Here is an 11,912-nt window from a genome sequence, read left to right on the forward strand (position 1 = left end):
TCAGCCGCCCTGGACGCCGCGCACGACCAGCGAGACCGCCAGCGAGAGCATCACGACGGCGATGCCGGCGTCGAGCACCCGCCAGGCGGCGGGCCGGGCGAACACCGGCCGGAGCAGCCGGGCTCCGTAGCCGAGGCCGGTGAACCAGACCGCGCTGCCGGCCGCGGCGCCGGCGGCGAACCACCAGCGGAGGTCGTCCCACGTGCCGGCGAGGGACCCGAGCAGCACGACGGTGTCCAGGTAGACGTGCGGGTTCAGCCAGGTCAGCGCCAGGCAGGTGGTCACGGTGACGACCAGGCCGGCCCGGTGGCCGGCCGCCTCGGTGACCAGCGCGGCCGGACGCACCACCCGCCGGGCGGCCATGAGCCCGTAGACGAACAGGAACGCCGCCCCGGCGAAGCAGACGACGGTCAGCAGCGCCGGCAGCCGGGAGACCAGCGCGCCGGCGCCGGCGGTCCCGGCGGTGATCAGGGCGACGTCGGAGAGCAGGCAGATGGCGACGACGGCGGTCACGTGCTCCGACCGCAGGCCCTGCCGCAGCACGAACGCGTTCTGCGCGCCGATCGCGACGATCAGGGACAGGCCGAGGCCGAGACCGGAGACGGCGGCCAGCAGTGCGGGGGACACGGACGGACGGTAGGCGGGGCACCGCCATCAGCGCCCACGGAGTTCCTGCAGAACCTGAAGCGGATCTAATGACGGCGTGGACCTCGACCTCGCCCACCTGCGTGCCCTGGAGGCGACCGTCACCGCGGGCACCCTCGACGGCGCCGCCCGCGCGCTGCACGTCACGCCGAGCGCGATCAGCCAGCGGCTCAAGGCGCTGGAGGCAGCCACCGGGCGGGTGCTGCTGGTGCGCAGCAAGCCGGTGCGGGTCACCGAGTCGGGGCAGGCGGTGCTGCGGCTGGCCCGCCAGGTGGCGCTGCTCACCGCGGACGCCACCCGGGAACTGGCCGACGACGGCACGACCGGGCCGGTGACCCTCCCGATCGCGGTCAACGCCGACTCGCTGGCCACCTGGGTGCTGCCGGCCCTCGCGCCGCTGTCGGGCGACCTCGCCTTCGACCTGCACCGCGAGGACCAGGAGCACACCGCCGCGCTGCTGCGGGACGGCCGGGTGATGGCCGCCGTCACCGCCGATCCCGACCCCGTCCCGGGGTGCACCGCGACCCGGCTGGGCAGCATGCGCTACCGCCCGATGGCCACCGCCGCGTTCGCCGGGCGGTGGTTCCCCGACGGGGTTCCCCAGCAGGCCCTGTCCCGGGCGCCGGTGGTGGTCTTCGACCGCAAGGACGACCTGCAGTACCGCTACCTGCGCGGCCGGGGGATCTGCGCGGGGCAGCCCCCGGTGCACCACGTGCCCGCATCGGCCGACTACGTCACCGCCGTCCGGCTGGGGTTCGGCTGGGGCATGGTGCCCGCGCAGCAGGAGCCGGCCGGGGAGCTGGTCGAGCTCGACCCGGACGGCGCGGTGGACGTCGTCCTGCACTGGCAGCAGTGGAAGCTGCGCTCACCGTCGCTGGACCGGGTCGCCGCCGCGGTCCTCGCCGCCGCTCGCCGGGCGCTCGACCAGTAGCAGGGCCGCGGCTCTCAGGCGCTGGCCGGCTCGGCCTGCGCGACGCGCTCGTACGCCGCCCAGACGATGGGGGATCGCTGGACCCGCTGCGGCAGCCGCAGCATGCCCAGCCGGAACGCCCGCAGGGCGGCCGTCGCGGCCGGGTCGGTCACCCCGAGCCCGGGCAGGGAGTACATCCGGCGTGCCCACCGCGGCAGGGTGGCCACCGCGAGCGAGGCGAGCGAGCCCCAGGCCGGGCGCGCCGGGGTCAGGAACCGCACCCACGCCGGCATCGGTGGGGCGAGCACCAGGCGGACCGCGTCGCGCGCCGCCGGGGTGGGCGCGAGCGCCGGGCGGACGTCGGCGAAGTACCCGGCCAGCGCGTCGACCGTCCGCGGCACGTCGTCCTCGGCGCACCCGACCAGGACCGCGGCGGTCACCTGCTCGGCGACGTAGCGGTCGGCGTCCGCGCCGCTGACCACGCCGGCGCGGCGGGCGACGTCGAGCAGCGAGTCGACCTCGCAGCAGTGCACCCACAGCAGCAGGTCGGGGTCGTCGACGCGGTAGGCGCGGCCGTCGACGGCCCCGCCCAGCCGGCGGTGGATGCCGCGGACCCGCCGCACCGCGCGCACCGCCTCGGTGCGCGTGCCGAAGGTGAGCGTGTCGACGTAGGCGGCGGTGCGGACCAGCCGCGGCCACGGGTCCTCGCGGAAGACGGAGTTGGTGGCGACGCCGTCCATCGCGACCGGGTGCAGGGCCTGCAGCAGCAGCGCGCGCAGCCCGCCGACGGAGAACACCGGGTCGGCGTGCACCCGCCAGGTCACGCTGCCGGGGCCGAAGAACCCGAGCAGGTCCTCCTCCGGCGTCCAGTCGCGGGCCGAGACCCTCACGACGGGGTTCCGGTCCGGGTGGCCACCGCGGCCCAGAACTCGACGAAGACCTCCAGCGTCCGCGACGGGTTCTCGATGGCGGGGGAGTGGACGGCGCCGGGGAGCACCGTGTAGCGGGCGCCCAGCCGCCGGGCCATGTCCTCCTGCGCGGCCGGCGACCAGGCGTCGTCCGCGGCGCCGTGCGCGACGAGGACCGGAACACCGGTGGCGGCCAGCTCGGCGACCCGGTCGGGCTCGGTGGTCATCGCGTCGGCCATGCCGCGCAGCCCGGCGGCGCTGTTGGCGAGGAACCGGCGGGAGAGGAACGCCCGGGTGGCCGCCGGCACCGCCTGCGCCCGGGGGTCGGTCATGGCCAGCTGCTCGAGCGTCTCGTTCACCAGAGGGACGCCGCCGGCGTCCAGTAGCGGGGAGAGGTGCTCGAGCAGGTCGGCCCGCGGCCCGGTCAGCCGGGCGGGCCCCGAGCCGAGCAGGGTCAGGGAGGCGAACAGCGCCGGGTCGGCCAGGACGGCGGCCCGGCTGACCAGCCCGCCGAAGCTGTGCCCGACCAGGTGCAGCCCGGCCCGCGCCTCGCCCGCCAGGGACCGGCCCACGGCCACGACGTCGCCGGCCAGCTCCGCCACGGTGTAGCGCGCCGGGTCGTCGGGACCGGGTGACTCGAACTGCCCCCGCTGGTCCACGGCGACGACCCGGTACCCCTCGGCGCACAGCGGCCGCAGCAGGGGCGCGAAGTCCTCCTTGCTCCCGGTGTACCCGGCGACCATCAGCACGGTGCCCCGCTCGCCGTCGTTGCCGGTGTCCAGCGCGGTCAGCGGCCCGGCGCCGCCGGGGAAGGTGCGGTGGTGCGCGTCGTGGTCGGCAAGTTGCCGCAGGTCGTCCGGGGCGATGGAGAGGGGAGCGCTGTGGTCGGGGCCGCCGGGCATCACCATGCCCCAGTCATACCCCGGCGCGCGTCGGGGGCGGCGTCCCGGGTCAGCGGTAGCCGACCACCCGGTCGGTCAGCTGGAGGACGACGACGGAGCCCGCGACGGTGGCGAGCCCACCGGCGGGCAGCCCCTCCACGGTGCTCCGCCCCACCTCGGCGCCGGTGGCCAGGTTCCGCAGGACGACGGCGCCGTCCTCGGGGACCGGCACCGGCGCCTCGACGTCGGGCTGCTTGCCGCCGACGACGTCGCCCGGGAGCCCGGTCGCCGGCGTGGACCAGCCGACCGCGCCGGTGTCCTGCGCGACCGCGGAGAGCGTGCCGCCGGCCAGGACGAGCAGGGCGTCGCCGACGCCGCGCACGAGCACCGGGTCGGCGCCGGGGACCGGGGAGCCCAGCGGAGCGCCGTCCGCGGCGGCGAACAGCTGCACCCCGGCGGCTCCGGCCACGGCCACCGTCCGGTCGACGCCGGCCAGCGTGGCCGTGGTGTCGGGGACGTCGCGGCTCCACACCGGGGACCCGTCGTAGCCGTCGAAGAGCCGCAGCTGCAGCGCGGCGGTCTCCGCGCACCGCTGGAGGACGACGACGCCCGCCTGCCCGACGTCGGCGCCCAGCAGGCGGCACCCCGGCGTCGGTGCCTGCCGCCAGCGGATGTTGTCCCCGACCGGGTCGAGGGTGACCACCCCGAACGGCGAGGCGGCGAGCACGATCCCGTCGGTGCTGTGCAGGACCACGTCGGTCCTGAGGTTCACGTTGCGGGTCCAGGCGCGCACGCCGGTGTCGGCCGACAGCGCGACCGCCTCGTCGCAGCGGTCCTCGGTGCGGAACACCGCGACCACCACGCTGCCGACGGCCGTCCAGTCGCACAGCTGCGCGTTGGCCCGGGTGTAGTGCCACCCCTCGGTGCCGGTGGCGACGTCGAGCGCCCGGACGCCGTGCGCCTCGGCGACCAGCACCCGGCCCTCGTGCACCGTCGCGCGCGGTCGGTCCCCGCTCGTCGCGGTCGCGGACGTCCAGGCGGCGGAGACGGCGCCGGCCGGCGTCCCGTCGGGGACACCGGCCGGTGCTGCCGTGGTGCTCTCGGTGGCCGCCGCGTCGGAGCCGCGCCACAGCAGCGCGGCGACGACCACGAGGGCCAGCGTGGCCGCCGTCCAGACCCACACCCGCAGGGGCGGGCGGCGCACGGCCCCCTTGCAGGGTCCCGCCGCGAGCCTGTGAGCGGTGGGGGGCAAGGGGGTCCTCTCTTACGCGGCGGGCTCGGCGGAGCCCCGGTTGGCGCCCCCGCGGCGGCGACGGCGACGGCGCGGCGCGGACGCGGCGCCCTCGGCCGCGGGCTCGGTCGCCGGGGCCTGCTCGGCGCCGGAGTCCGGCGCGGCAGCTGCGGCTCCGCCGCCCCGGGTGCGCCGGCGGGACCGGCTCTTGCGGGCGGCGGCCGGCTTCTCGTCGTCCTCGCTGGCCGGACCGCGGGAGCCGCCACGGGTGCGCTTGCCGGTCTCGCCGAGGTCCTCGACGGCCTCGGCGTCCAGGCCCTCGCGGGTGCGCTGGGCCTTGGGCAGCCGACCGGTCGCACCCTCGGGCACGTCCAGGTCGGTGTAGACCCACGGCGAGGTGGAGTAGGTCTCCTGGGGCTCGTCGAAGTCCAGGCCGAGCGCCTTGTTGATTAGCTGCCAGCGCGGGATGTCGTCCCAGTCGACCAGCGTGACGGCGACGCCGGTCTGCCCGGCGCGGCCGGTGCGGCCGATCCGGTGCACGTAGGTCTTCTCGTCCTCGGGGCACTGGTAGTTGACGACGTGGCTGACGCCGGTGACGTCGATGCCGCGGGCGGCGACGTCGGTGGCGACCAGGACGTCGACCTTGCCGCTGCGGAACGCGCGCAGCGCCTGCTCACGCGCGCCCTGGCCGAGGTCGCCGTGCACCGCGGCGGCGGCGAAGCCGCGCTCGACGAGCTCGTCGGCGACCTTCTGCGCGGTGCGCTTGGTGCGGCAGAAGACCATCACCAGGCCGCGACCCCGGGCCTGCAGCACGCGGGCGAGCAGCTCGGGCTTGTCCAGGTTGTGGGCGCGGTAGATGAACTGCGTCGTCTGCGGGACGGTCGAGCCCTCGTCGTTGCCGTGCGCGCGGATGTGCGTCGGCTGGGTCATGAACTGGCGGGCCAGGTTCACGATCGGGCCGGGCATCGTCGCGGAGAACAGCATGGTCTGCCGCGCGACGGGGACCATGCCGAGGATCCGCTCGATGTCGGGCAGGAAGCCCAGGTCGAGCATCTCGTCGGCCTCGTCGAGGACCAGCGCCCGGACCTTGCCCAGGATCAGGTGGCCCTGCTCGGCCAGGTCCAGCAGCCGGCCCGGCGTGCCGACGACGACGTCGACGCCGGCCTGCAGCGCCTGCACCTGCGGCTCGTAGGCGCGGCCGCCGTAGATGGCCTGCACCCGGATGCCGCGCTTGGACCCGGCGGTGGACAGGTCGCGGGCGACCTGCACACACAGCTCACGGGTGGGGACGACGACCAGCGCCTGCGGGACGCCGTCGCCGCCCTCGGCCGCCGGGACGACGCGCTGCAGCAGCGGGACGCCGAAGCCGAGGGTCTTGCCGGTGCCGGTGCGCGCCTGGCCGATGAGGTCGTGACCCGCCAGCGCCAGCGGGAGGGTCAGCTCCTGGATGGCGAAGGTGCGGGTGATGCCGGCCTCGGCCAGCGCCGCGACGACGTCGGGGTGGACGTCGAAGTCGCTGAACAGCGGCGCGTCGGCGGCGACGGGGGCGCCGCCGAGCTCTTCGGCGGCCTGCTCGAGCTGCTCGGGGGCGGGCGCGCCGGTCTCGGCGTGCTCGAGGTCGGTGGGGGTGTTGTCGTCGATGGAGGTCAGTGCTCTCGCCTCTGGTCTGCTGGGGGACCGGCTCCGGCGGCGGGGAGGCCGCGTCACACCTGGTCCCGTCGGGTGTCGCGGGATCAGTTCCAGCGCCGACGCGGCCAGCAGACCGGGCGACGGATCGGCCCGGGAGACAGCCCAGGAGGGCGTCGTCCAGCGGTCGTCAGCGCACAGATACACAAGCGAACCGCGCGGCTCGCCGATTCCCATCGTAACGTGCGCAACGGTTAGCCTCTGCGCGCCGCGCTGCCCGGGAGGCCGGGCCTCACCCGACCGGGGCACGCGCGGCCGGACCACCGAGCACAGGAGCTGCCCGTGACCGCGGTCGACCAGCGCGCCGTCGTCGACCTGCTGGGGGTGCTGGCGTACGCCGAGCTGACCGCCTTCGACCGGCTCGCCGAGGACGCCCGGCTGGCCCCCACCCTGGCCGGCCGGGCCGCCCTGGCGCAGATGGCGGCCGCGGAGATCGGGCACCACTGCCGGCTCACCGCCCGCCTCAGCGAACTCGGCGCCGACCCGACCGCGGCGATGACGCCGTTCGTCGCGGCGCTGGACGCCTTCCACGAGTCGACCCGGCCGCGCACGTGGCTGGAGGGCCTGGTCAAGGCCTACGTGGGCGACGGGCTGGCGGCCGACTTCTACCGGGAGATCGCCACGTTCCTGCCCGACCCCGACCGGGCGCTCATCCTGGAGGTGATGGCCGACACCGGCCATGCGGACTTCGCCGTCCGCGAGGTCCGGGCAGCCATCGCCGCGCACCGGACCGTCTCCGGCCGCCTCGCGCTCTGGGGACGGCGGCTGGTGGGCGAGGCGATCACCCAGTCGCAGGCGGTCATCGCCGAACGGGACCAGCTGGCCCAGCTGATCATGGTGGGCACCGGCGACCTGACCGGGCTCGGGCGGCTGATCGAGCGGATCACCGCCGCGCACACCCAGCGGATGCGCACCCTGGGGTTGAACCCGTAGGAACGGCGACGGGGCGCCTCCGCGAGTGCGGAGACGCCCCGGCGCACGAGGTCTCAGCTGCCGGCGATGAAACCGACCCGGCGCTGGTCGGCCTGGGCGATCTCCACGTAGGCGATCCGGTCGACCGGCACCAGGACCCGCCGGCCACGGTCGTCGACGAGCGTCAGCAGGCCGTCCTTCGTGGCGCCGGACATGGCCTTGGCCACCTCGGCTGCGATCTCGTCGGGGGTGTTGGGGCTGTCGATGACCAGCTCCCGGGGGGAGTGTTGGACACCGATCTTGACTTCCACGGGGGATGCCTCCTCGAGTTGCGCGGCTGCACCCCACGCTAGTGCAGCAGCCAGACCCCGACCTGGGGCGCAGCTGCGCCGTCAGCGAACGGGGACGCTCAGTGCTCGCCGTCGAGCCGGGGCCACCCCGAGATGCCACGCCAGGACAGCGCGGTCATCAGCGACACCGCCTCGTCCCGGGACACCGTGCCCTTGCGGGGCAGCCACCAGCGGGCGCTGGTCTCGGCCAGCCCGGTCATCCCGGAGGCCAGCAGCAGCGAGCGCTCGCGGTCCAGGCCGGTGTCGGCCGCGATCACCTCGGCGATCGCCTCGACGCACGCCAGGTGCCCGCGGTCGGCCAGGCCCCGGACCTCGTCGTCGTTGCGCAGGTCGGACTCGAAGACCAGCCGGAAGGCGGCGCCCTCGGCGTTGACGAAGTCGAAGTAGGCCCCGACGGCCCCGTTCACCCGGGTGCGGTTGTCGTCGGTGCCCTCCATGGCCTCGCGCACCCGGTCGGTCAGCGCGGTGACCTGCTGCTCGAGCAGCGCCAGGTACAGCTCCCGCTTGCCCGGGAAGTGCTGGTAGAGGACCGGCTTGCTGACCCCTGCCCGGTCGGCGATGTCGTCCATCGCCGCGGCGTGATAGCCCTGCGCGACGAAGACCTCCTGCGCCGCCTGCAACAGTTGCAGCCGCCGGGCCCCGCGCGGCAGGCGGGACGAACGACGGACGGACTCGGGTGCAGGTCGGGGCAGTGACATGACGCCCGGATGTTACCGGCGGGTCACCGGGCAGCGCGCCCCGTCGGGGCTGACCTACCTTCGGGAGGTGACCCCGTCGCCCCGACCCGCCTCCGACCCCGCCCCACAGGCCCGGCTCTCGACCGCCCGGCTGCCCCGCCCCGGCACGCTGCCGGAGCCGTGGCCCGGGGAGCCGGTGGCGGTGCGCGGCGGGGAGGTCTTCGTCCGGCGGACGCCGTGGTCCGGGCCGGTCGACGGGCCACGGGACGGCGCCCCCCGGGAGCGGGCGCTGTACGTGCACGGCCTCGGCGGGGCCTCGACCAACTGGACCGACCTCGCCGCCATGCTGGCCGTCCGATTCGACGGTTGGGCGGTGGACCTGCCCGGGTTCGGCCGCTCCCACCCGCCGGCGCGCACCTCCTACTCCATCCGCGGGCACGTGCAGGCCGTCGTCGACGTCCTGGAGCAGGTCTCCGCCGAGCCGGGGGAGGCGCAGGGCCGGCCGGTGCACCTGCTGGGCAACTCCCTGGGCGGCCTGGTGTCGCTGATCGTGGCCGCCCGCCGGCCGGACCTAGTGGCCACCCTCACGCTGGTGTCCCCGGCGATGCCGGTCTACCGGGTGCCGCCGGCGTTCAGCCGCACGCTGCTGCTGCTCCTGCTGCCCGGCATCCCGTCGGTCGCCGACCGGCGGCTCGCCGGGGTGACGCCCGAGCAGCAGGTCCGCGGGATGGTGCAGATGTGCTTCGGCGACCCCTCCCGGGTGCCGCGCGCACGGCTGCAGCAGGCCCTGGCGGAGATGCGCGAGCGCGCCGAGCAGCCCTGGGCGGTGCGGGCGCTGACCCGCAGCATGCGCGGGCTGATCACCTCCTACCTGCGGGTCGGTGCGGCCAACGCCTGGCGGATGGCACGGTCGCTGCGCACGCCGACGCTCGTGGTGTGGGGCGACCGTGACCGGCTGGTCGACCCGGCGCTCGCGCCCCGGCTGGCCGCCGCCGTCCCCGACGGCCGGCTGCTCCTGCTCGAGGGTGTCGGCCACGTGGCGATGATGGAGGCGGCCGAGCCGACCGCCCGGGCCGTGCTCGGGCTGGCCGAGGACGTCGCCGCAGCCGAGGCCGTCCCGGAGGCGCGCGCCTCCTGAGGGCCGTCACCGAGACGACACAGTCCGGTACGCGCCGTGACGATCAGGTCTCCACGGACGCCTCCTGGACGTGAGAGCCTGGCCGGGTGAGCCGTCCGGACGCCCCTCCCGGCCGCGGGCCGGGACGGCCTCCCGGACCCCCGTTCCCCCCTCCGCCGAGCGCACCCCGCGGCCGCGTCGGCGTGCCGGAGCGCGGCCTGCCCCGGGTGCCGCCGCCGAGCGGCCGCCGGAGCGGCGACCGCGCCGCGGTCGCCGACCCCCGGCCCCGTCCGCGCCCGGCACCCGGCGACCCGCCCGGCTCCCGCCGGGCCGCGGCCGACCGCCGTCCGCCCGCGCCCCTCCGGCAGCCCCGTGGCGGACTGCGCCGGTTCTTGACCCGGTGGGGCTGGCGGGCCTACGCCATCCCGCTGCTGACCATCGCGACCGTGCTGACCCTCCTCGACCTGGTCGCCTCCGGGGCCGGGACGACGTCCCGGACGGCCGGCTCCGCGGCGTCGTCCGCCCCTGCCGTCGCCAGCCCGTCGGCGGCGGCCCCGACCGCCGAGCCGACGGAGGACGCCGAGCCGACCGGCGACGGCGAGTCGTCGGAGGAAGCCGGGCGGGCCGAGGGTGATGCCGGGCCGACGGAGGTGGAGGCGCCCGCGACGGGCTTCGTGCAGAAGGGCGCGGGCACGGTCACCGTGGTCCCCGGCACCTCGCAGGTCTACGGCAGCGGGCCGCTGGAGCGGTTCGTCGTCGAGGTCGAGGACGGCATCGGCGTGGACGGCGCCGCGTTCGCCGCCGCCGTCGAGGCCACCCTCGGCGACCCCCGCTCGTGGGGCGCCGGCGGCCGGATGTCCTTCCAGCGGGTCGGGACCGAGGAGGCCGCGGCCGGCGCGTACGACTTCAAGGTCACGCTGATCAGCCCCGGGAACATGGAGACCTACTGCCCCGGCGTGGGCACCGGCGGCTACACCTCCTGCCGGTACGGCGACCGGGCGGTGATCAACCTGGCGCGGTGGGAGACCGCCGTCCCGGACTACCAGGGCGACGTCGCGACCTACCGCCTGTACGTCGTCAACCACGAGGTCGGCCACGCCCTGGGCAACGGCCACCAGCAGTGCCCGGGACCGGGGCAGCTCGCCCCCGTCATGCAGCAGCAGACGCTGGGGTTGCAGGGCTGCGCCAAGAACCCCTGGCCCCACCCGTAGTCGGCTCCCCGGCCGGCGAGGCGGCCACCCCGCGGGTGGGAACAGCCCCGCGTGTCACGCTGTTGTCCCGACGAACGCCGGCCCCCGCGGGCCGCTGTCGAGTGACTGAGGAGCAACCCGTGTCCCTGCCACCCCTGGTGGAGCCCGCCGAGGACCTGTCGATCGACGAGGTCCGCCGGTACAGCCGGCACCTGATCATCCCCGACGTCGGCATGGACGGTCAGAAGCGGCTGAAGAACGCCAAGGTGCTCGCCGTGGGCGCCGGCGGCCTCGGTTCGCCGGTGCTGATGTACCTGGCCGCGGCCGGTGTCGGCACGCTGGGCATCGTCGAGTTCGACGTCGTCGACGAGTCCAACCTCCAGCGGCAGATCATCCACGGCAAGTCCGACGTCGGCCGGTCCAAGGCCGAGAGCGCGCGGGACACGATCAAGGAGATCAACCCGTACGTCGACGTCCGCCTGCACGAGACGCGGCTGGACAGCGACAACGTCATGGAGATCTTCAGCCAGTACGACCTGATCGTCGACGGCACCGACAACTTCGCCACGCGCTACCTCGTCAACGACGCCTGCGTGCTGCTGGGCAAGCCGTACGTGTGGGGCTCGATCTACCGCTTCGACGGCCAGGTGTCGGTCTTCTGGAACGAGCACGGGCCCAACTACCGCGACCTCTACCCGGTGCCCCCGCCGCCCGGCATGGTCCCCTCCTGCGCCGAGGGCGGCGTGCTCGGCGTGCTCTGCGCGACCATCGGCGCCATCCAGGCCACCGAGGCGGTCAAGCTGATCACCGGCATCGGCGAGACGCTGCTCGGCCGGCTGATGGTCTACGACGCCCTGGAGATGACCTTCCGCACGATCAAGGTGCGCAAGGACCCCGAGGCCGAGCCGATCACCGGCCTGATCGACTACGAGACGTTCTGCGGCGTCGTCTCCACCGAGGCCCAGGAGGCCGCGGCCGGCGCGACGATCACCGTCGACGAGCTCAAGGACATGATGGACGCCGGCAAGGACTTCGAGCTCATCGACGTCCGGGAGCCCAACGAGTACGAGATCGTGTCCATCCCGGGCGCGAAGCTCATCCCCAAGGACGAGATCCTCTCCGGCCGGGCGCTGTCCCAGCTGCCGCAGGACAAGCCGATCGTGCTGCACTGCAAGACCGGCGTCCGTTCCGCCGAGGTGCTCGCCGCCGTCAAGAACGCCGGCTTCTCCGACGCCGTGCACGTCCAGGGCGGCGTGACCGCCTGGGCGACGCGGATCGACAAGACGCTGCCCACCTACTGAGAGGACCCCCTGCCCCCGCCACTCGCACGCTCGCGGCGGGGCCCTGCAGGGGGCCGTTCCAGCCCCTCGCCAGGGGGCCGCTCCATCACCTCACCTGGGCCCGG

12 protein-coding genes are annotated in these 11,912 nt (G+C 75.5%); 5 read left to right on the forward strand and 7 right to left on the reverse strand.

From position 1 onward, the window contains the following. On the reverse strand, window positions 1-627 hold the full coding sequence (locus tag ACI79D_RS12035; protein ID WP_456918647.1) for a LysE/ArgO family amino acid transporter: 627 nt from the start codon (window positions 625-627) through the stop codon (window positions 1-3). A 76-nt stretch (window positions 628-703) separates the two neighbouring features. Here ACI79D_RS12035 and ACI79D_RS12040 point away from each other — a divergent pair, with 76 nt between their 5' ends. Beyond that, entirely contained in the window at window positions 704-1,576 is an 873-nt protein-coding gene (locus tag ACI79D_RS12040) for a LysR family transcriptional regulator ArgP (RefSeq protein ID WP_456918648.1), read from the forward strand. A gap of 14 nt (window positions 1,577-1,590) precedes the next feature. Here ACI79D_RS12040 and ACI79D_RS12045 read toward each other — a convergent pair whose 3' ends face one another. The 4 genes from ACI79D_RS12045 to ACI79D_RS12060 are packed head-to-tail and all read right to left on the reverse strand — an operon-like array spanning window position 1,591 to window position 6,282. Further along, complete coding sequence (locus ACI79D_RS12045; protein ID WP_456918649.1) at window positions 1,591-2,445, reverse strand: oxygenase MpaB family protein; 855 nt, start codon at window positions 2,443-2,445, stop codon at window positions 1,591-1,593. Further along, complete coding sequence (locus ACI79D_RS12050) at window positions 2,442-3,371, reverse strand: alpha/beta fold hydrolase (protein WP_456918650.1); 930 nt, start codon at window positions 3,369-3,371, stop codon at window positions 2,442-2,444. Before ACI79D_RS12050 ends, ACI79D_RS12045 begins: the two co-directional genes overlap by 4 nt. A 43-nt stretch (window positions 3,372-3,414) precedes the next feature. Continuing rightward, a complete protein-coding gene (locus ACI79D_RS12055; RefSeq protein WP_456918651.1) occupies window positions 3,415-4,548 on the reverse strand; it encodes an outer membrane protein assembly factor BamB family protein in 1,134 nt (377 codons plus the stop codon). Between the two features lie 60 nt (window positions 4,549-4,608). Further along, a complete protein-coding gene (locus tag ACI79D_RS12060) occupies window positions 4,609-6,282 on the reverse strand; it encodes a DEAD/DEAH box helicase (RefSeq protein WP_456918652.1) in 1,674 nt (557 codons plus the stop codon). A gap of 261 nt (window positions 6,283-6,543) precedes the next feature. Here ACI79D_RS12060 and ACI79D_RS12065 point away from each other — a divergent pair, with 261 nt between their 5' ends. Beyond that, window positions 6,544-7,194 carry a ferritin-like fold-containing protein gene (locus ACI79D_RS12065; protein ID WP_456918653.1) on the forward strand — a complete coding sequence of 217 codons (651 nt, stop codon included), beginning with the start codon at window positions 6,544-6,546 and terminating at the stop codon, window positions 7,192-7,194. A 53-nt stretch (window positions 7,195-7,247) separates the two neighbouring features. Here the strand turns inward: ACI79D_RS12065 and ACI79D_RS12070 are convergent, their stop codons facing one another. After that, window positions 7,248-7,484 (reverse strand): DUF3107 domain-containing protein, encoded by a 237-nt coding sequence (locus ACI79D_RS12070; RefSeq protein WP_456908332.1) that lies wholly within the window; start codon window positions 7,482-7,484, stop codon window positions 7,248-7,250. A 98-nt stretch (window positions 7,485-7,582) separates the two neighbouring features. After that, entirely contained in the window at window positions 7,583-8,221 is a 639-nt protein-coding gene (locus tag ACI79D_RS12075) for a TetR/AcrR family transcriptional regulator (RefSeq protein WP_456918654.1), read from the reverse strand. A 67-nt stretch (window positions 8,222-8,288) separates the two neighbouring features. Here ACI79D_RS12075 and ACI79D_RS12080 point away from each other — a divergent pair, with 67 nt between their 5' ends. The 3 genes from ACI79D_RS12080 (at window position 8,289) to moeZ (ending at window position 11,808) form a co-directional block, all read left to right on the forward strand. After that, window positions 8,289-9,338 (forward strand): alpha/beta fold hydrolase, encoded by a 1,050-nt coding sequence (locus ACI79D_RS12080; RefSeq protein WP_456918655.1) that lies wholly within the window; start codon window positions 8,289-8,291, stop codon window positions 9,336-9,338. A gap of 371 nt (window positions 9,339-9,709) precedes the next feature. Next, window positions 9,710-10,528 carry a DUF3152 domain-containing protein gene (locus ACI79D_RS12085; protein ID WP_456918656.1) on the forward strand — a complete coding sequence of 273 codons (819 nt, stop codon included), beginning with the start codon at window positions 9,710-9,712 and terminating at the stop codon, window positions 10,526-10,528. A gap of 119 nt (window positions 10,529-10,647) precedes the next feature. Next, window positions 10,648-11,808, forward strand: a complete 1,161-nt coding sequence (gene moeZ, locus ACI79D_RS12090) for an adenylyltransferase/sulfurtransferase MoeZ (RefSeq protein WP_456918657.1) — start codon at window positions 10,648-10,650, stop codon at window positions 11,806-11,808. Window positions 11,809-11,912: the final 104 nt, after the last annotated feature.

Source organism: Geodermatophilus sp. SYSU D00708, assembly GCF_054050115.1.

What these genes read in the sequence shown, in the direction of transcription:
- ACI79D_RS12050 (WP_456918650.1), bottom strand. Translation starts at nt 3,371, where the DNA reads ATGGTGATGCCCGGCGGCCCCGACCACAGCGCTCCCCTCTCCATCGCC.
- ACI79D_RS12075 (WP_456918654.1), bottom strand. Translation starts at nt 8,221, where the DNA reads ATGTCACTGCCCCGACCTGCACCCGAGTCCGTCCGTCGTTCGTCCCGC.